Source organism: Paenibacillus lactis, assembly GCF_017873605.1.
In the GTDB taxonomy this organism is placed as follows: domain Bacteria; phylum Bacillota; class Bacilli; order Paenibacillales; family Paenibacillaceae; genus Paenibacillus_AQ; species Paenibacillus_AQ lactis.
In genome coordinates this window covers 35396-56207 of sequence record NZ_JAGGKI010000007.1, presented here as the reverse complement: position 1 = coordinate 56207, position 20812 = coordinate 35396, and the positions used below count along the sequence as shown (strand labels likewise).

18 protein-coding genes and 1 pseudogene are annotated in these 20812 nt (G+C 48.6%); 1 reads left to right on the top strand and 18 read right to left on the bottom strand.

The features are described 5' to 3' along the window. From J2Z18_RS14740 to J2Z18_RS14655, 18 genes and pseudogenes are all read right to left on the bottom strand, one after another. A complete protein-coding gene (locus J2Z18_RS14740; RefSeq protein ID WP_007131827.1) occupies positions 1–891 on the bottom strand; it encodes an ABC transporter permease in 891 nt (296 codons plus the stop codon). Positions 892–1000: 109 nt separating this feature from the next. Further along, positions 1001–2728 (bottom strand): extracellular solute-binding protein, encoded by a 1728-nt coding sequence (locus tag J2Z18_RS14735; RefSeq protein ID WP_210094889.1) that lies wholly within the window; start codon positions 2726–2728, stop codon positions 1001–1003. A gap of 160 nt (positions 2729–2888) precedes the next feature. Beyond that, complete coding sequence (locus J2Z18_RS14730) at positions 2889–4223, bottom strand: response regulator transcription factor (protein WP_028406641.1); 1335 nt, start codon at positions 4221–4223, stop codon at positions 2889–2891. After that, positions 4223–5968 carry a histidine kinase gene (locus J2Z18_RS14725; protein ID WP_210094888.1) on the bottom strand — a complete coding sequence of 582 codons (1746 nt, stop codon included), beginning with the start codon at positions 5966–5968 and terminating at the stop codon, positions 4223–4225. Before J2Z18_RS14725 ends, J2Z18_RS14730 begins: the two co-directional genes overlap by 1 nt. 725 nt (positions 5969–6693) lie before the next feature. Then, on the bottom strand, positions 6694–6921 hold the full coding sequence (gene yedF / locus J2Z18_RS14720; RefSeq protein ID WP_007131822.1) for a sulfurtransferase-like selenium metabolism protein YedF: 228 nt from the start codon (positions 6919–6921) through the stop codon (positions 6694–6696). Then, on the bottom strand, positions 6911–8119 hold the full coding sequence (gene yedE / locus J2Z18_RS14715; RefSeq protein ID WP_210094887.1) for a selenium metabolism membrane protein YedE/FdhT: 1209 nt from the start codon (positions 8117–8119) through the stop codon (positions 6911–6913). Before yedE ends, yedF begins: the two co-directional genes overlap by 11 nt. 133 nt (positions 8120–8252) lie before the next feature. Then, positions 8253–9038, bottom strand: coding sequence for an alpha/beta fold hydrolase (locus tag J2Z18_RS14710; protein ID WP_210094886.1), 786 nt, complete (start codon positions 9036–9038; stop codon positions 8253–8255). Next, the gene (locus tag J2Z18_RS14705) at positions 9022–9630 is read right to left on the bottom strand and encodes a TetR/AcrR family transcriptional regulator (protein WP_210094885.1); all 609 of its coding nucleotides are present in this window, start codon (positions 9628–9630) and stop codon (positions 9022–9024) included. The genes J2Z18_RS14710 and J2Z18_RS14705 overlap by 17 nt, the downstream gene beginning before the upstream one ends. 257 nt (positions 9631–9887) lie before the next feature. Further along, complete coding sequence (locus J2Z18_RS14700; protein ID WP_210094884.1) at positions 9888–10664, bottom strand: hypothetical protein; 777 nt, start codon at positions 10662–10664, stop codon at positions 9888–9890. A gap of 378 nt (positions 10665–11042) precedes the next feature. After that, positions 11043–11447, bottom strand: coding sequence for a DUF4358 domain-containing protein (locus J2Z18_RS14695; protein WP_306436989.1), 405 nt, complete (start codon positions 11445–11447; stop codon positions 11043–11045). Positions 11448–11554: 107 nt separating this feature from the next. Then, positions 11555–12694, bottom strand: coding sequence for a DHHW family protein (locus J2Z18_RS14690; RefSeq protein WP_210094882.1), 1140 nt, complete (start codon positions 12692–12694; stop codon positions 11555–11557). A 10-nt stretch (positions 12695–12704) separates the two neighbouring features. Next, positions 12705–14111 (bottom strand): annotated as a pseudogene (locus tag J2Z18_RS14685) (MBOAT family O-acyltransferase). Between the two features lie 95 nt (positions 14112–14206). Then, positions 14207–14890, bottom strand: coding sequence for a GDSL-type esterase/lipase family protein (locus tag J2Z18_RS14680; RefSeq protein WP_210094881.1), 684 nt, complete (start codon positions 14888–14890; stop codon positions 14207–14209). 7 nt (positions 14891–14897) lie between these two features. Beyond that, positions 14898–15602, bottom strand: coding sequence for an N-acetylmuramoyl-L-alanine amidase family protein (locus tag J2Z18_RS14675; RefSeq protein ID WP_210094880.1), 705 nt, complete (start codon positions 15600–15602; stop codon positions 14898–14900). Between the two features lie 160 nt (positions 15603–15762). Beyond that, the gene (locus J2Z18_RS14670; protein WP_210094879.1) at positions 15763–17586 is read right to left on the bottom strand and encodes a sensor histidine kinase; all 1824 of its coding nucleotides are present in this window, start codon (positions 17584–17586) and stop codon (positions 15763–15765) included. After that, positions 17583–18260 carry a response regulator transcription factor gene (locus J2Z18_RS14665; protein WP_007131808.1) on the bottom strand — a complete coding sequence of 226 codons (678 nt, stop codon included), beginning with the start codon at positions 18258–18260 and terminating at the stop codon, positions 17583–17585. The genes J2Z18_RS14670 and J2Z18_RS14665 overlap by 4 nt, the downstream gene beginning before the upstream one ends. 77 nt (positions 18261–18337) lie before the next feature. Further along, complete coding sequence (locus tag J2Z18_RS14660; protein ID WP_007131807.1) at positions 18338–19693, bottom strand: sensor histidine kinase; 1356 nt, start codon at positions 19691–19693, stop codon at positions 18338–18340. Between the two features lie 2 nt (positions 19694–19695). After that, positions 19696–20382, bottom strand: a complete 687-nt coding sequence (locus tag J2Z18_RS14655; protein WP_007131806.1) for a response regulator transcription factor — start codon at positions 20380–20382, stop codon at positions 19696–19698. A gap of 185 nt (positions 20383–20567) precedes the next feature. Between J2Z18_RS14655 and J2Z18_RS14650 the strand changes: the two genes are divergently transcribed. Then, positions 20568–20804: an SHOCT domain-containing protein gene (locus J2Z18_RS14650; RefSeq protein ID WP_007131805.1), complete on the top strand. Its 237-nt coding sequence runs from the start codon at positions 20568–20570 to the stop codon at positions 20802–20804. Positions 20805–20812: the final 8 nt, after the last annotated feature.

Genomic DNA, 20812 nt, shown 5'->3' with positions numbered 1-20812 from the left:
CTAAAAGATCCGGTAATTGTTATATTTGTAAGCCGCATAATAGGTCACGGACACCAGGACAAGCGAAATGACCGATTTAAACAGCCCGACGGCGGCCGCCGGTCCGAATTGCTGGCTGAACATGCCGAGCCTGTAGACGAACGTATCGATAATATCCGAGCCTTCATAAACCGTCGGATTATACATAATCAGGATCTGCTCGAAGCCCGCATTCAGGATTCCCCCCAGGCTTAGCACGGCAAGAAGAATCACGATCGGAGCCATGCCCGGCAGCGTGATATGGAGCATTTGCTTCCATTTTCCGGCACCATCGACCTCAGCAGCCTCATAAAGATTGGCATTGATCCCCGCGATGGCTGCGAGCATCACGATCATGTTATAGCCCATGCCCTTCCAGACGTCCGAGCCGATGATGATCCCACGGAACCAGTCATTATCCAGCATGAACATGATCGGCTCCAGATGAAAGGCGGTCAGTAACCCGTTTACCGGACCGCTAAGCGAGAATAATTCGATGATGACGCCGCCGAGAACCGTCCAGGATAGGAAGAATGGCAGGAAAATGGCGGATTGCACAAACCGGGAAAACCACTTTCGGGTGACCTCGTTAAGCAGCAGGGCGAGTATTAACGGCACAAGCAGATGCAGGACCATCTTAAATACGGAAATGACGAGCGTATTCCACATGACCTGCTTAAAATCCGGCAGCCCGAACACGTACTGAAAATTTTCAAATCCAACGAATTCGGAGTGAAAGAAGCCGGACAGCGGCTCAAATTGTTGAAACGCCATCACCAGGCCTACCATCGGCCCATAGGCGTATATCAGTGTCACGATAACACCGGGCAGCAACATCAAATGAAGCAAGTATTCTTTTTTCAGCGTTCTCACAGCTGGACCTCCCGGACATTTCAGGATATGGCAACGTAAGCTCTATGAATTTGTAAAACGGGGGGGAGGCGCCGGTAACCGGTAACGCCTCCTCCCCGCTTTGGAACGACTATTTTACGGCTTGCTGGCTGTACCAATCATTGACTTCTTGCGTAATTTCGTCGCCGCCAAGCGACTTCCAGCTGGCAACAAACTTATCGAATTCATCCACGGAAGACCCCATAATAATTTTGGTGAAGGTCTCCTGCATAAGCTTATCCAGCTGGGCCCCCTTCTCCACCTGCGTGGCCGTTGGAAGACCGTAGAACTCGTGGTTGACAAACGCCTGTTTTTCTTTGATCTGGCGGGTCAAGCCCCAGCCGCCGTCCTTCGCTGCACGGCTGAAATATTGTCCCCAGTTCACGCCTTTACTCGCGTTCGATGTATCACCAGCCAAGTAATCCTTGGTGGCCTTGAAGACGTCGGCGACGTTCTTGTAATTTTCATCATCCAGCGTAATTTCCGTCTGATTCGCTTCAAGCGCTTTATTCACTTCGGTGTAAATGGTTTCGATCTGGGCAGGGTTATAGATCCGCGGACTGAACCAGTTGTATACATATCCCTTCTCTGCCTGGTTCTGATTCAAATACTCCTTATTCCCCATCTCAATATAGAAATTGATCATTTTGATAGCGGCTTCAGGGTTCTTCATTTTCTTGTTCACCGCATATACCTTGTCACCCCGGATTTTAGGCACCAGCGATTTGCCCGGACCGTCTAAACCAGGAATTTGAATGGCAATCCAATTCGCGTTCGGATCTTTATCCACATTCAGGTTCAGCGGCCAGTTCGGATACCACCATTCCCCGTAGGAAATGCCGACTTTGCCTGCGGTAATGTCCTCGACCGCTTTGTTCTCGTCCTTGAGCGCAAACTCTTTATCCAGGATGCCTTCTTTGTACCAGGATTGAAGCTTGCCAAGCGCTGTTTTTACCTCCGGCTGGATCAGACCCGGAATCAGCTTTCCGCTGCCGTCTTGAATCCATGCCGTTTGACCATCGCCCATGGACGGATACGCGCCAAAGCCGTTGAAGAATCCTCTTGCGTCAAAGCCCCAGAAGAACAAATTCTTTTGCAGCACGAGTCCGTAGGTGTCGTTCTTGCCGTTTTGGTCCGGATCCTGCTGGACAAATGCTTTGGCGACCATCTCCAGCTCGTCCATGGTTTTAGGAGGTTCAAGCTTCAGGTTGTCGAGCCAGTCCTTGCGAATCCAGAGCAGCTGCGTCGATAAGAAAGGGTCCTCAAAAGCCGGGATTCCTAACTGTTTGCCGTCCTGGGAATACGTCTTCATGGCGAAACCGCCGTCAGACTCCATATACTTCTTTAATGTCGGCGATGCGTAATCGTTGTAGGCCTCGGTCAGATCGGCAAGCATCCCCTGCTTCTTCAGCTTTTCGAAATTTTTACCGTCCAGCTCCAAAATATCCGGCAGGTCGCCAGAAGCCAAGGCAAGCGAGAACTTTTGACTAAATTGGCTGGATGGGACCGTCCATTTGTATTTCACTTCAATGTTCAGCATTTCTTTCAAATCTTTAAGATAAGCATTCTGCTCCGGCGTAATGCCCTTCGGCGTCCGGGGATCTTCGGGCGGATTGAAGCCCATTACCTCCGTTACGGTTACCGTCTCGGGATATTTCCCCAACGGATCAGGCGGAGCCGCCGCCGTGCCGCCCTCTTCTTTGGTCTCGGTTTGCGGCTGGGAACTTGCTGGCTCTTTACCTTGACCTGAACATGCAGATATGACAAATAACGACAATGTGGCAAGCAAAATCATTTTCCATAGCTTGATTCTTTTCATGTCGATGGCTTTCCCCCTTCGAATCGTTTGTAGACTGCTTTGGTCTTTACTTCTTGGGTCCAATTATATATGCCGGAAGAAAGCGCTATCAATTTTAAGATTTTTACATAGCTTTCAATTTATTTACTTGTTTTCAAGGCTGCGCGATAACCCGGCTCCGTCAACTGCGGTATTCCTGAGGAGACATGCCCATCTTCCGCTTAAAAAACGTCGTGAAATACGAATGCGAATCGAAACCGACCCGGGCAGCGATCTCCTGCAGCTTTAAGTCCGTGTTCCGCATGTAGTCGATTGCTGCTTCAAGGCGCTTGGCCTGAATATATTCCAGCAAATTCTGCCCCGTCATCTGCTTGTAGTAGCGGGACAGGTAGGATGGATTAAAATGCACCTCCTGCGCGATCGCGGTCAAGGAGACATCCCCGGCCAGATGATCCTGTATGTATTTCTGAATCTGGGCAATGACCAATGATTTCGTATCACCCTCGCGATGGCGCGCTTGTTCGCCCGTGTTCCCAATCGGTTCTCCGACTTTCGAAATGTCAGTGATCACCATGCTTTGACCCAACGCTTGCTTTTGCTTCAAGATCATCCGCAGTGTTGCGTATTGCTCCCGGATCGTCCCCCACGCTTCCTTCAGGTTCCCTGAAATTCCGAAGGATACCTGTACCCCGAGCAATTCGTCGCATTCATTTTGTATAGACTCCAGGATCCCTTTCATATAGCCCGTGACTCCGCTCCACGAAATCGTCCCCTCGCTCTCCCCTTCTTGGAAGCGGCCCAATAATTCTGCATCCGGTTGAAGAAGCCAAATGAGTGTTCGTTCATAAACCGCTTGCTCGCAGCTAAACGAGGACGGTAAATCATTCATAAATATCCCCTGTATGGATGAGATCATCTCCCTGGATGCCGAATGCGCCGATTCGTCTATGCACCCCATCACAAATAACGAAGGCAGGTCTGGACAAATGCGAAAGTCCAATCCTTCATAACGCGTATCGGTCAATAGTGCACGGATCGGCTCCCCGTCTAGGATTCGCTCCATCCGTTCGTTTTTCAGCAGGGGCCTGGCGATTTTTGCATGCTGCTTCAACTTGTCTTCCTGTACTCTGCGGCGATTCTCCTCATCAAGCCTCTGGCAAGCCTGTTGGACAGCAGTAAAGATCGGATCGATGCCTTCGGTTTTCAGGATGTAATTGTCCACATTTTTGCGCAGCGCTTCGTGCACGTATTCAAATTCGCTGTATCCCGTCAAAAAGATGATTCGGCACATCGGCCAATAATACATCAGCTCGTCCACCAGCTGAAGCCCGCTTTTTTGCGGCATCCGAATATCGCTGACAAGGATATCCAGCTTCATCTTTTTGGCAATCGCAAGCGCCTCCTTGGCCGAATACGCTTTAAGGACATCCAGCTCAAATTCCGGGTTTTCCTCAAATAACTGAACCAGACCGTTCGTGATCACCGGTTCATCATCTACGATCAACAGTCGATACATTACGAAGCCTCCTCACTTACGTCGATTATGATCAGCTCTACTTTAAGACCGCCATAGACACTGCGCGAAATGAACAGCCCGCTTTCGGGCCCGTATTTAAGGCGAAGTCGGTTATGCACATTCATTAAACCCGTCTTCTCCATTTGCTTGGAATCGTCTCCCAGCCTTTCGCCTAATTGCGCGATCAGCTCATCCGTTACCATCCTCCCATTATCCTCCACCGTTACCCGCAGCCTGCCATCCCGGTAATCCGCGTTGATATAGATCCTCCCATCGTCCATGCCGTCCACGAACGCATGCTCGAACACATTCTCCACGATCGGCTGAATGATGAGCCGAGGAACCGAAAAGGCTGGCGGAATTCCGGACGGCCCTCCATCCTCGTATGCAATCCGGTTGGAGAAACGGATGCACTGAATATCGCAATAATCAAGCGCATGGCGGTATTCCTTGACGAATGGAACATCGTCCGAACCGCTTCTCGTAATGTACTGATAATAGCTCCCCAGCTTCTGCGATAGCTCTGCTGCGCTTTCCGCGTCGTTTACTTTGCACATCATGTAAATATTAAAGAAGCTGTTGTATAGAAAATGCGGATTGATCTGGGATTGAAGCTGCTTAAGCTGGGAGAGCTGCAGCGCCATTTTTTGCTCATAATTTTCTTCGATGGAGTGTTTAAGCTTCAGGGTCATATTGTTGAAGCTGTTGAACACATAGTGGAACTCGTCCTTGGATTTGGATTCGATCGTAATATCCAAATTATCGGTCTCTATCATATGAAACGCCTTGACAAGCTTGGACAGCGGCCTGTGAATCATCAAATTGACGGAGAACGAATACAGGATCAGCACGATAAGTGCAATAATAAACAACGTGTAAAACCAAGTAATAAACTGGCTCAGCGGGCGCGTAATTTCATTCTGGTTTACGTACATGATCAGCTCCAATCCGAGGGAGCTGACGTCATTTTGAATAATAAAATAGTCAACGCCATGCATGCTGCCCTTGGTGGGCGTTTCCAGGCTATTCAAATCTCCACTGCCGGCGAGCGCCAGGATGCCTGTCGTCTGCGCTGGTTCCGCTTCGGTTGCCAGAATGGAGCCGAGCTCCTTATTTCCAAGCAGCACCTCGGATTCGGGATAGAGTTTGGCGATTTCTTTTAAAGCCTCAAGGAGCTTAGGCCTGGCTATTTCGATATAGGACCAGATCTTGCCGTTGTTCTCTGTTTCGATAAAAAAGATACGGTCGCCGCTTCGATAAAACGAAGGCTTGGATTTCACCGAAAGCAGCGATGAAATCAGCTCCATTTCAACATTCGGCGTATTGGTAACCCCGGAGAAGGTTGAGATGGTTTTTCCCACGGATTCCACATAAACGCCGGCATTCAGAACATATTCGCTCGATACCGTTAACGTGGCAAGCCGGTCCCGGATTTGGTCAATCAGCGCCACCTCTTCATAATTATCCAGGGTCCCGCCCCGAAAGCCCAGCTTCTGCAAATCTTGGTCATTGAGCAGCTCCAGCTGCAAATTCCGGATAAAATACATTTCTTTGTCCAGCTGTTTGGAGTAAAAAGAGGCCCCCGCGAATGAAGAATCCAAGATCGCATCCTTGGAAACGGACATTCCTTTGAAGTTGAGCCAGAGGCTCATGGTAATGAGAGGCAGCAATAATACGATAAATACGATCACGATTTTTTGATACACAAACCAAGTGGATGATTTCCCGGACGCCTGCAGCTTCATGAGCTCCCCCCTCTCGGCGTAAGTATAGATGGTTACTGATTCTGGAATTCATCTCCTGCTTAACCTCCCTCCACCTAATTTTTCTCTAAAGTATACATCCGGCACTTCTTGTCGTACAGCACAAAGAAAGCGCTTGACGTTGACAATGCATGTGTAGCTGTAGGCCCCCGATTGCTTTGCTGCTTGCATTCACGGATGTCCGCATCAGCTGCACCAACAAAAAAAGCTTTTATGTCCTAACGATTCCTATCATGAACCCGTATCCCTAATAAGCAGAGGAATGGCTCTTTTAGAGCCTTGCGATGATGAGCTTTACGGACCCATTATTGTATTGTGTATGGTAACAATATCTATGATTGGAAAGATTTGTAGCAAACGGACATTCAGGTGGACAAAGAGAAAACTCAATCTAAGAGGTACGGCATAATCGTTATCATCATCATTGCGATCATTGTTCTGTTTCGACTTTTTATATGGGATGTTTATCTGGTCCATTCAACGCGTGAGGCTGTTTTGGATGGGTTGAAGGAAAACCGGGTCTCGGATTATTCGTCGATGATGCTCGGAAGCAACATCTAACCGTCCGCCCTTTGGGCTATGGCCTCGCCAGCCAATTGATCCAAAGCTTATTCGGGAATTAAGTCCCGCTAATAACACGAGAAAGCCTCCCTGTCGAATGTGGGAGGCTTTCGTCATTATTGAACATTGATTTAGCGTTATTTCTCTTACACTTGGATAAAGAGGCTGAATTCCTGGCCGTTCTTGACCGGCTCTTGTGCCATGCTGTAGCCGTGCTTGACGACCTCTTCCGGCACATTCCGGAAAGCGGACGGGCAGTCGGAAATGACCTGAAGCGTCTGCCCTTTTTTCATATCGCGCAGTGTTTCGAGGGTGTAAATGACCGGGTAAGGACAAGATTCCCCCCGGAGATCCAGTGTGAAATCAACGGACATGAGTTGCATCTCCTTTCTTGAATCCAACGCCGTAGCGGTAGTTCTTCTGCCAATATGCGGCGACCGCGAACCCGGCCCCGAGTACTAGCAGTGTTACAAGTAATGCAGCCGCCGGACCCATCTCAGTGATCAGGTTGACTGGCGCGCCACTCTTCACAAGCAGGTTATATACCCCCATGTGATCCCAAGCAAACGCCAAAGCGGTAGCTCCGATAATGTTGCCGATAAACACTGGCAAAAACACGACCTGCCCTTCCATCAGGCGGTACATCATCCCGGTTTCACAGCCGCCGGCCATGACGATCCCCAGTCCGAACAGCAATCCGCCGATAAAGGTGCTAGGTGCCGCAATTTTCGTAATGGGGTCTAAACCGTATACAAGAATAATGATCAACGTAGCGACAGAGCTGACCGCCATGCCGACGGCAATCGCTTTGGTCATCGTAGCCCGGCCGCTGATCCACAGGTCGCGGAAAGCGGAAGTGAAGCAGATCTGCCCCCGCTCAATCAGGATTCCGAATGCCGCTCCGAAGAGTGCGGCTGTTCCAAGCATGGTGCGTCCAGTGGCATAGAAATATACGATGAGGGCTATGTACGCTAAACCGAGAACCGCTCCAAGAAGGGGCTGCCGGCTTTTCCCGGTCTTAGCTATCGGCGTTGTACCGCCCATCTTCAGAACTGGCTTGCCTTTCCACCACCTCGTATTGACCAGCTTGGCGCCCAGGAACGTGCCCGCAGCCGTAGCAACGATAAAGATCCAGGAATGCAGCGAAAACTGAGGTACACCGGTAAAAAATGCCGCGAGATTGCAGCCCAGCGCCAAACGGGCTCCAAAGCCCGCTATGATGCCGCCCACGAATCCCTGCACATACCGCCGCTTCTGTCTCGGCATCCGGATCTTGAAGTTGTTGCTAAGCAAAATCGTAATAAGGGCTCCAATAAACATCCCCCACACGATCCAACCATCGGTTCGGGTCCAAGTCGTTCCGTTCATATGGACAAGGTCGAAATAGGCCCAGTCCGATACGTCCACCCCGAAGAATTCAAGAATATGGCCTCCAAGACGGGTAAACTCTCCGGTTACGGCCCAAACCGTGTTGGTGATCCCAAAATAGACCGCACTGAGAATACCTGCCAAAGCCATGACCAGATAGGGGCTCCAGTAGCTTCCGAACCATGATGCATATAATTTTTTCACGTGCTTAATAACTCCTCACCCGATAGAGTCTTTGACTCTACTCTTAAATTGAACCGGCAAATTTTATTTTACTATAAAATATTCAATTCGGTAAGAAATTTGAGCACTGATCTAGACGAAGTAGGGGGAACGATCAAAATTCATTGCGATGCTTGACTAAAAACCTGGATATCTGTTCATTTACGGCATTCGGATTATCAAGATTCGTTGCATGGTGAGCTCTCGGAATGATGTGCAGCTCCGAGTTTCTTATTTTCGAGTGCATATATTTCTGCTGCCTTTTGATCATGGTGTCATGTTCGCCTTGAAGCAGTAAAACGGGACATTGTACATGGTCCAAATGCTCGCGGCTCTCCATCCGGGTGATCGCATCCCATAAGCGCAGCCATCTCTCTTGTGTCAGCATATTGAATGCTTCCTCAATGTATGCTCGGTTATCCGGATTATACTTCGAGAGCATGGCCGCCTGGATCCAACCGGTTAGCCGGATCGGGATCATCCGGGAAGACCAACGGTTAAAGGGGACAAAACATTTTTCGAACCAGTTAAATGCGTTGGTGAACGGAGTACCGATTAATACAAGAGCCTCTACCCTTTCAGGAAACCGAATCGCGGTTTGCAGGGAGATATGACCACCCATGGACAATCCGCATAGCACGGCTCGCTTTATCTCAAGGTGATCCATCAAAGCTATTAAGTCTTTGCTGAACGTTTCCGAGTCAACCTTTCCTTCCGGAAGTGAGGAGTAACCATGCCCTCTGACATCCCAAACAATCGTCTTATATCTCTCGGCAAAAAACTGAACTTGCGGCTCCCATTGCTTGTGATTCCAGGAAGCGCCATGGGTAAATATGACCGGATGACCCTCCCCGTGCACTTCGTAGTATAGATCTGCATGGTGGCTAGTCATCGTTGGCATCTTCTTTCCCCCCTATTCGTAGCGGTCCGATCACAACGCGAAAACAATCGTCGATTAGAGCGTCTAGCGACTTCCCGGCATCCCGAATCCAGATCAGGAGCGCACCGCTGATAGCGGACTGCAGCACGGTGCTGACCAGCTCGATATCGCAAGATTGAAGGAACTTGCCCTGAACAGCTTTACTCAGCAGCCTTCTCGTTCCAGCATCAATAATAGCCAGGCGCTGTTTCGACCTTTCCAGCAATTCAGGGTCGGTCGTGCTTTCCAGATAAAAACTGGTATGGCGCGCCAGGGAAACCGGGTCATTTCCTAACCGGACCGCCTCTTTATAAACGGATTTTAACGCTTCGATCGGCGGGGCGTCGCTCTGATCCGCTTCAGTAAACTTCGCTTCAGTCAATTGAATGACAAAATTGCTATAAGCGAGGAAGATGCCCTTCTTTGAGGAAAATCGTTTGATCAATGCTGCAGGAGATACACCGATCTCGTTCGCTATATCCGTGAGCGTAGTCTGTGCGAACCCCTTCTTGCATAGCGACTGATAAACGCCGTAATAGATGTTCTCATCGGTGAATTCACGTGGTCTGCCCATATTAACCCCCCCATTAGTAAATGGTCATTTACTAACAATTGTAGCATGTGCTTCTTTTAGCAACAAGCCGTCGTATTCGTGAATCCCATTTATTTTTCGATTGATGAATCAACGTGAACAGCCCTCGCTTCCTGATATAAGAAGATGGGAGGGCTATATTCCGAGAACAAAATAAAGAGCCAGCATTCTTGTTAAGGAATTCGGCTCTTTGGAGTAAGTTATAATAACTAAAAGTGCGGTGCTAGGAAATGTCTGAATCAATCGAGGTAATTGTAATATTCGACGATATCTGCTATCGCTTTCTTCTGCTTCTCGGTTAACGTGTAGTCCGTTGCTTTATTGGAAATGTCCTCAAAACGAACAATGGTCTCATCGTTTGCTGGAATGACATTGCTAATTAGATCTTCAATTTTCTTATCTACGTCAATATCTACTAGCTCGGTCATGCCGGAACCAAAAAGATCAACATCATTCAATTTGTTCATTGGATTAAACTTAAGCTCCTGTAATTGCTCTCCGGCACGTACCTTCACACTGGTAAACACAAACAATGCCTTAGAAGCATCCTCTTGAAACCCAACTCGCAGGATCATGTATTTGTTAGAATCCTTTATACCGATGTATGGATAAAATACGAGACCCTTGGTAACACCGGAGGAAGGCGAAATAAAGGTAATATTCTCGACCTTGTCTTCTTTAATCTCGAAATTGGCCTCAAGCTCGGTTTTCCGCTTTTTGATCTTAGCCTCTATATCCGCTTTCAGTTTGGTATACTCTTCTTTTGGCTCAGCTTTAATAGCATCATCCACGACCGCATTTGCTTGAACATAGTTTCCATTTTTAAATAAATCCTGTGCTTCGGCATATTTTGCTTCATGATCCTTGGACTTGCTTGCGTCCGTTCCACTCGCTGCTGTCTTGTTATCCGAATTGGATGTGGAATCGTCGGACAGTGTCCCAATTACGAATAGGACCACAATAACCCCCACAATAATAAGCAAAAATGGTTTAAACTTCGACTTTTTCTTCTCCACGTTTACACATATCCCCCTTAAAACTAGTAAGCAATCAAGATATATAGTAACATCGAACCATTCCAACATCAACCTTTTGAGAGATAATAAACCAAAAGTAATAGGAAAATACGACGATTCGTTACTAGTCTTCCAGTACTTTTTCGATACATCTTTGATTCGGATTCCAGGGATCATCAGGCTTCTAGCAGTCCCCATTTCGTTGCTTGGGTTTTAACCTGAGAAAATTACATTTAAGTGGATGTCTCTAAAATAGTTATATTTTACTAGTATTAAAATTAGGTTAAAGCGCAAAATACTAGTTCTTTATTCTTATAGTTTTTATCCAATCTTCTGCCATTCCATCCTCTAGGGCTACGGAAAATATTTCGCCATTATTTACTCCCCCTGGGTCAAAGCGTCGTCAAACGCTTCCCCCATACGATCCGCTTCTTTGGAAACCACAATGAAAACAAATGGCCCTTTCACCTTTAACACATGATTTTCAACTAAAAAATACTCGTCCGGGCGATAGTCCCTGAATTTCGCTGTCTGTTCGTTGATGCGCGCTTCCACTTTCTCTTTGACAGCTTCCGCTTCTTGCGGGTCCTTAAGCTTGATGACAGCCCATTCATCCGCTTTCACGTTCGATGTTGATGTGTAAAGAATGAAATCCTCCACGCCGTCCAGATCGAGCTTGTACAATTTTTGAAGCTTCTCCTGATCCCCTTCACGCATCGCCTCAAGGTCCACCGCTTGCATAATCTGCTCGCCTACTTCGCTGGCCGTAAGCTGAGCCGCCATTTTATCATCCTTCCCCGAGCAACCGGATAGCACGCAAATCGCAACGACAATCGCCAAGATCAGGGGGGATATCCTTCTTCTACAATTCAATTGATTTATCATATATCTCACTCCAATAGATTCTTTATAGATGGGTCTTCACGAAATGTATTCGCGTTATAAAGCATCAGCATGTCGCGGATGTCATGCTCTTGCACGAGAGCGGCCAGATCATCAGCATAATAACGCAAGTCCACCACGAAGATTTCGCTGTAATGCTCGACTAAAAAAGGAATGAAGCTGTTGGCGTACGAGTCTTTGACCACCAGCAGCTTTTTCTCGTTCGTTTGAGCTGTTGCGATGTGGACAAGTCCATGGTTGCCGTTGAGAAAGACCTCATACTTATCCTTTTTCTGCAGATTGTCCATCGCATATAGCGAATCCGTGGTTTCTCCTTCGTCGGCATAGGTAACCTTAATCTTTGGCGGATCGCTCCGCAGGAACAACTCGATGCTGTCAGGCTGCACATGTCGATAACCGCTTCTCGAATAGAGCGAACCGTAAAATTCGTCGGTGATCTTCTGAATATCAAAGCCGCTTTCTTCGTTCGGGACCAGCCCCATATGCTTGCACAGCTCCAGGTAAGCCAGATAAGCGCCTTTCGTTGTCCAGTGATGGTCCGTTTTATAAAAAACATGCTGCTCCCGCTTGCCATATAATGCAGGCAATACGTCGACGTAATGGATACCCTGAGGCAGCGAGCGCCGGACATCGCTTAAATATGCTGCCTCCACGCCAGTTCCCGCAAACCTTGGAAGCTTGTCTTGCAGCACCGTCGCTGCTGTGGGAACGATCATTACGTATTTGCGAAGATCAGGTGTGGCTTCATCGAACGCAAGAATGGCAGCCATTTTCTCTTGCAAATCCCCTTCAATCGGAGGAACAAATTTTTGAATCAGATAGCCGTCTTTTCCGAGATAAACGCCGTTGCTTTCCTTTTTCCCCTGGATGCGGTCCGCGTCCGTTTTAAGCCCGATCCATCGATCCCGAAAGACGAATTGATCGGAAACGTAAGCCTCGAAATCGGACGTAAAGGTCCCTGACAACACGGCTTTTAAGGAGAAAGGCGGCAGCTGCTTCAGCACCCGGTTCTCCGATTCCGAGAAGGTCCGGTCCGCCATTGCGAGATTCAGAGCGCCGAACACGCCGATAAACGAGAGCAGCAGAAGGGCTATGCATGTCCCGTTGATTTTGTCGTTCTTGTCCATTGCCCCCTCCTCAAAATCGAAAATATAAAAATGGATTGTACGTTTCGTTGACCAGATAGGCCGTTGTCAGCAGAAGGAACAACAAGTAGATAACCGGAACTGCAGCAGTGCTGGTTGTGCTCCATCTTGTCTTCACATACGATAGAGCTTTACGTGGCAGAGGCGTCGCACAGATGGCCAATACAACTAACAATACGGCATTGGTGGACAACCTATAGAGTGCCTGACGATCGACGAATCCTTCCCCGCCGAAACCGAAAAGGACACGAATGAAATGTCCCGCCGCACCCAAATCTTCCATTTCGAACAACACCCAGCCAACCATTACAATCATGAGCGTATACAAATGGGCAGCAACAACAGGAACGCGTCCAAGTATTTTTAGTAGAAACAGCTTCTCGAGCACAACGAACAAACCGAAATACAATCCCCACACGATAAAATTCCAGCTGGCGCCATGCCATAAACCCGTTAAACACCATACCACTAGTAAATTCCGCAACTGCTTCCGCAGCCCTGACCTGTTGCCGCCAAGCGGGATATAGATATACGCCCGAAACCAAGTACCAAGCGAGATATGCCATCTGCGCCAAAATTCCGTCACGCTTTTTGAAATATACGGGTAACGGAAATTCTCCATGAAATCGAATCCGAACATCCTGCCTAGCCCGCGAGCCATATCGGAATACCCGCTGAAATCGAAATAGATTTGCAGCGTAAATGCAATGATGCCAAGCCATGCGGATAAAACGGACAGCTCGGCGACCGGCTCCGCTTTGACGCTGGCCCACAGCAAACCGATATTGTTGGCAAGCAGCACTTTTTTGGCCAGTCCCCGGATAAACAGCTCCGCCCCTTCGCCGAAACGATGCAGACTCACCCTGCGTCCATCCAGTTGACCAGCGATATCGCCGTATTTAACAATGGGACCCGCTACAAGCTGCGGGAACATCGTCACGTATGCCCCGAAGGAGATGATATTCCTTTGCACCGCCACTTTATCCAGGTAAACGTCCACGACATAGGACATCGTTTGAAATGTATAAAAGGAGATGCCAAGCGGCAGCGGCAGATCAGCTGTTTGAAGTTGCAAATGGAATAGCTGATTGATGTTATCTATGATAAATCCGGCATATTTGAAAAATCCGAGAATTCCTAAGCTCCCGACCATCGAACCGATCAATATCGCTCTGGCGATCCGCTTTCGATGCCTGAACTTGTCGATAAGCAGTCCGTTATAATAATCGAACACCGTGGAGAACACCATTATCAGAATGTACACGGGCTCTCCCCAAGCATAAAAAATTTAACTAGCAACCAGCAAAACAGCATTGCGCAGCCTGCTCGGCGACACATAGTACATCAACAGGGTGACCGGGAGAAAAAGAAACAGAAAGATAAGACTGCTAAAAACCAAGATCCGTCACCCCCAACCTATGCCGGTGCAAGAACATCCTCTGCGCTGGGGACAAAACCGATGTTCTGCTGGCGTGCCAACGAGCGGTTCGCATGTTATTTCACGTGCTCCTTCAACAAATCCAGCATCCTTGCATAGAACTCGGGTTTGAAATGAATCCCGTCCGAATCATACATATCAGCCGCATCCTTAAAGATCGGGGCTAGATCAACGAAGCCGACTTGCTCATTGCCAGCAAGATTTTTTAGCGCCTGATTGAAATCCGGAATCGTGTTGTAACGGGGCTCCTTCTTTATTGCCTCCTCTGTCACCGGAGTAACCGTTAACAGCGTGATTTGGACCTCCGGAAGCTTATCCCTGATCATGCCGATCAGCTTGGCATAGTTGTTCATGGCGTACGTCAGCGGATCGTCCGTCGGCCATAAAATATCGTCTGAGCCCAGCTGGATAAACACCTGCTTCGGATTTCGCTTGACCAACTCTTCGATATCTTCAAGGGCGAACTCCGCCGTTTTCCCGGCGCCTGCGAGAACATTCTTCTCGTCCAGTACATCGTGGAAGGACAGTCCCTCCGTAATGGAATCCCCCAGAAACACACTGTTCTCGAATGTCTGTTGATACACCTTAACTGTGGATCCCGATGCAGCTCCCTCCCGTCCCTGTGCTTGGGACTCAGGCTGCACTGCGGATTGGTCCGCTGATTGGTTTCCGCATGCGGCTAATGCCAGCACGATGCTCCCCATTAGAATAGTCAAGGTGATTTTTGTACGCATGTCCATCTTCCCCTCATTCATGTATTTGCAGGTATTCCTTGATTCCATCCAGAATGGAACCGGCTATTCGGTACTGAACCTCATCGGTCAGCATCTGTTGCTCCTCTTGCGGATTCGTTAAATAGCCTGTCTCGATTAGTACAGCCGGCATATTCGTATCCTTCACGACAAAATAATCCTCTTGCTTGACCCCCCGATCACGAAACCCGCTGCCTTGCACCATATGCTTCTGGATGATTTCAGCCAAAGGATAGGAATTTCTATGATAATAGTAGGTTTCTACTCCAGAAACGCTAGGATCCTCAAACGTATTGCCGTGAATCGAAATAAACAAGTCCGCTCCAAGTTCATTGGCGAAATTCGGCCTTTCCCGGTCAATCGAGGATATAAATTGGTCTTCAGCTCGAGTGAGATGCACCTCGATTTGCGGCTCCTGCATCGCCAGCTCCTCAACCTTGAGCGCCAGCTGCAGCGTAAAATCCTTCTCGAAGCCTCCGCTGGCCCCGGTCGCACCATGATCCTTCCCCCCATGCCCGGGATCGATCACCACTTTGAATGGTATCCCTGGCGGATGCGATGCAGTTCCATTCTTGCCTAAGAAGCCCGTCATTTGATGCTCGGCATCGCTTTTGCCGCGGTCTCCCGAGTAAACGTTGTACAGCAGCACGAACAGCATGGCAGACAAGATAAACAGCACCATAGGTATTCTCTTTCTCATTCTCTCTCCTCCTCACGAAAAGAGTTTACGAGGGTGAGATAAAGATAAAATGCAGATGAAATCAAAATGATTTATAGATTTTATAGAGGTAGGATCAGCTAAAGCCTTTTGAACAAAAAATAAGCACAGATCTAAAGATCTGCGCTCGGATGCATGAAGCCTATGTTTTTTTATTCAAATAAAAGTAGAATATAACCCCGCCCGACGTATTCGTAACGCCATAAGGCATGCCATGCATCTCCAATATCTTTTTGGAAATGGCGAGGCCAAGGCCCGTGCCTCCGGTTGAGCGCTGGCGGGACGGCTCCCCGCGATAGAAGCGGTCCCAAATCTTCTCCAGCTGTTCGTCCGGAATATGCGCACCTTTATTTTCGATGGATATTTTAATGCTTCCCTGCTCCTCCATGGTTGTTATAAATATGGACTCCCGCTCGGGTGAATAACGAATGGCATTGGTTAGAAAGTTAATCAGCACCTGTTCGATGCGCAGTTCATTGCCCACAACCTCGACAGGTTGAACCGATGCGTGCAGCTGCAGGTTCTTGCCTTCAATGTCCGCCGCCAATTTTGTGCAGATGCGCTCGATGACGGTATCGATATAAAATGACTCCATCTTCATCTTATAGGTTCCGGATTCGTATTTTGCCAGCTCCAGCATATCCCCGATGAGAAGATTCATCCGGTGCACCTCGTCCTCCATCGCCGCAAAATAATGCTCCCGCTTATGGCTTGCAATCCCGTCCTTCAGAACGGAAATGCAGCTTTGTATGACGCTTAGCGGGGTCTTGAGCTCATGCGATACGCCGGCGATAAATTCCTTCCGTGTATGCTCAAGCTGCTTCTCCTTCTCGATGTCCTGCTCAAGCCGGTCGATATGGTCGTGCAGTCGTTCGGACAGCTCGTTAATGCTTCGTGACAGCTGGCCGATTTCATCCTTCGTCCCAACCGGGATCTTCTCCGAGAAGTCAAGCGCCGCCATTTGCTGTGCCGTTCGATTGATGCGAAGCAGAGGCCTTGCGATCTTGCGGGAATAATAAAACGAGACGAGAACGACCAGCAGTACCGCGGCTCCCATAATGTAAATGTAGTAATCGGTCATCATGTCCGTAGCTTCCGTCACCGGCTGGAGTGAGGTCATCGCAAACAGATATGCCGGTTTCCCGTCCGCATCTTGGATCGGTTCGATAAATAGCTTGTAATTCACATGGTTTTCCTCGTAATCGATAACCTGTCCCGTCTGCGGCCTCGAAATATCCCCATACAGCAGATCCGCTTGAAACGTTTGAACCCGCTGCAGAAGCAAGCGGTTCGTATAACGGGACACCGCAGCGCCTTCCGGTATGCGCAGCTTCGTGATTCTTCCGCTTACCTGGATGCTGGGGTATTTTTTAAAGTAATCTTCCGTGGCACCTTGATACCGATTGACGACTTCATACTCTTTATTCACGAGCTGCGGATTTTCGAGATGGCTTTCGTCTCGCAAATAGGAAGGGCCCCTCCCCATTCGCTGAATAATCAGCTGGTCATTCATGATGAGGCCTTCCAAGGCAATGTGTTCCCCTTCCTCGATCCATGGTTTTACAAATGGATTGTTGGTGTAAAAGTCCTCCACATTGATATAACTGTAGAGCGGAACATGGATCATACGTGCGGAATATGCGAAGTCGTCCTCGTCATGCTCCAGTTTGATTTCCATGGAAAAATCATCGGCATCCTTCAGATTTCCTTGTTCGTCCAGCGTCGTAATCCAGGTGTTATGTTGTTCATAAAAGTCTTGTTCCCGCTTGGCCGTCTGCGCAAGACCATCCTCGCCTTGCAGCAGCTCTTGTTCGTAGGCGGTCAGCGCCGCTCTGACATCCTTGACCTTCTGATAAGCGTAAAATCGCTCGAAGAAAACGGTTTGCAGGGCAAAAATAGCGACGATCAGGAACAAGGATAAGCCGGCCGTCAACATAAACAGCTTCAGGACAATGCTCTTGTTCATGGCTCTTCCTCGAATTTGTATCCCGAACGAACCACCGTCACGATGTGCTTGGCAAGCTCGCCGAGCTTGGAACGCAAATTGCGGATATGGCTGTTGACCGTTCGATCATCCCCGGCGAAATCATAGCCCCAAATCTTGGTGATCAGCTGTTCCCGGCTAACAATAATTCCTTTGTTCTTCATCAGATAAGTCAGTATTTCGAATTCGGTATGCGTCAAGCCGCAGGCCTTGCCGTCAATCGATACGCTGCGGGATGGAAAATGGACCATAAAACCGCCGATGGTTAGCGTGTCTTGATCATGATCGTGAGCAAACCTGCGTTCCAATAACCGCTTCGCGCGTGCAAGCAAAATAGGCGGACTGTATGGCTTCGTGACATAGTCATCAGCGCCGAGCTCGAAGCCGAGGAGCGTATCGTCTTCGTCCGAGCGGGCCGTTAACATAATAATCGGGACATTCGAGGTTTTGCGGATTCGCTTGCATACGGACCAGCCGTCGAGCTCCGGCAGCATGATGTCGAGGATGATCAAATCCACTTCATGCTCCTGAAATAGGGCGATTCCAAGTTTTCCATCCGCGGCCTCAAGCACCTCATATCCTTCCGCAAGCAAATAATCCTTCATGATTTCACGTAAAATATGCTCATCTTCTACAATTAGTATCGTTCTTGACATATAACATCCTCTTTAGCGTTTTCTAGTTACGTACCCTTAACGATGTGCTGGGATTTAAGGAAGCCGGATTCTAAAAATCATCCTCGTATCTCCTGATCTTGATGTTTTTCCATCGCCAATGGGATCCATCCTTCGAGCAGCGCTCCTCCTTCCGGATGATTGCTTGCAGCAAGGTCTCCTCCATGCTGCCGAATAATTCGTTGTGAGATCGTCAGCCCTAATCCGCTGCCTCCGGTTGCACGACTTCGGGAAGCTTCTCCGCGATATAGAGGTTCGAATACACGCTCCAGCTCTTCCGAAGAGAAGCCCGGTCCTGTGTCTCGCACCGTAAATGTTACCTTATCGGCATGTCGATAACAATCGACCTCAATCATGCCACCCGCAGGCGTGTGTCTGACGGCATTGTCCAGCAGATTGTTCATCGCACGCTCTAATAAATGCATATCCCCGTTGGTGCTGCAAGCATCTGCCGCATGAAACGAGATGGAGATGCCTTTCTGCATCGCCTGCGGTCTCAAGCTGTCTATCGAGTTCTGAAGAATATGTTTAAAATCAACTTTCTTATCGTTTAGCTCCGATTCGACGTACTCCATTTTGGTAAAGGTGAACAGATCCTCGACCAGACGGTCCAATTGCGCCGATTTATCCTTGCAAACTGCCACATACCGGGCCATCTTCTCAGGGGATTGAGCGATCCCTTGCTCCAGACCATCCAAATACCCCCGCAGCGCGAACAACGGGGTCCGTAAATCATGCGCTACGGCCGTAATGACGAATCGGCGTTCCTCTTCCAATTCGGCTTGTTTCCGGTAAGATCGCTCAAGTCCCTTCACCATCACATCGAATCCGTCGCGGACCTCAGCAATTTCAGTAACCCTGGACATCGGTAATCGAACATCCCAGTCTCCCGTAGCAATTTGTCTAGCTGCCAGTCCCATCCGCTCAAGCGGCGTAAGTACGAATCGTCTCATCCCCATGCCGACAATAAAGATGGCAAGCAGCAGCCCGAAAAATGCCGCCATCACTTGAACCTGATTGGATTGAGGCAGATAAAGAGTAACGCGTCCCCGTAACTGACCATCTTGGATGACGGAAAACCGCTCGGTCGACAATGTTGTTCCGCTTCGCTCCGGATTGGACCGATAAATGTCCTGATCTGCGGCGGATTGGATCAGCACATCCATTTTCGCTTGGCGGAGGGCTGCATGCAATTGATTTTGCCAATCGGGATCCGCCCATTTGTCTGTGTCTGATTCAATACGCCGAGTTACTTCCGAGATATTGGTTTGCAGCGTCTCATTTTGCAGCCGGCCTTTTTCGAAGCTGAGCGTCTTGGTCTCCATAAAATGAGCGGCAACATAGAAGTTCCATGGAAGCGCGAGGATGAAGACGAAGCAAAGCAAAGTAAATGTACGAATGCGAATTTTCCTCATCTTTACCCTCCTTCGAATCGATACCCTACTCCCCATACATTTAGCAGGTATTTCGGGTGATTCGGGTCGGATTCGATTTTCTCCCGCAGCCGACTGAGATGAACGCGAATCGTATGCCTGTCGCCGATCCCGTCCCAAAACTTCGCCAATAGCTGCTCATAGGAGAAGACATGCCTTGGATGCTCCGCAAATAATCGCAGCAGTTCATACTCCTTCGGCGTGAGCACGACATGCTTCCCATCCACGACAACTTCCCTCGCGGAGAGGTTGATCTTGATGCGGCCATAATCCAAGATTCTTTCATTTTTTTGCCAGCTGGAATCGGTACGCCGCAGTACGGCCTTCACCCTGGCTACGATCTCTCCCGGTGAAGCTGTTTTGACGATATAATCATCGCCGCCGAGCGTGAAGCCCCTGATCTTGTCCACATCATCGCTGCGGGCGCTCAAGAACAGGATCGGAACATGGCTCTCTGCCCGAATCCGTCGGCATAACTCAAACCCATTTTGCCCCGGCATCATGATGTCCAGCACGATACAGTGAATGGGAGACTGTTTAAATATCGTCCACGCTTGGTCAGCGTCACATGCGGTCATTACTTGAAAGCTGTCATTCTCTAAAAAATCCCTCAATAGATCAACGATACTCGGGTCATCGTCTACAACGAGGATCGTATGTAATCCACTCATGATTATCCCACCTTCACCACCTAGTTTATCATGATATGAGCTGGAACAGGCGGGACCCGGTATTTTGTGATGATTTGTTTATACTTTTGTGACTGTTTCGCACTTCGTTCGAGATATTCCTTTGTTATGATTCTCCTTGCAGCACATCACGCATTCCAGCCATGCAAAAAAGGAGGTTCATGCCAATGGGTGTCGAAAACGGCACGTTTTCTTTTTTTCCCTTTGGAGCTTTATTTTGTCTCACGCTCTTTTGTTTCGCAGCCGTTCGATTCTATGCGATTTCCCGTCGCCAAAAACCTTCCGATCTAAACGATCGTGATATTGCTTTCATTCTAAAAAGACGGATGGCTAAAGGTGAGATCGATGAGCAGGAATATTACAGGCTGAAGGATCTTTTGGGAATAGAAAAACAAGGAGGATGAGAAATCAC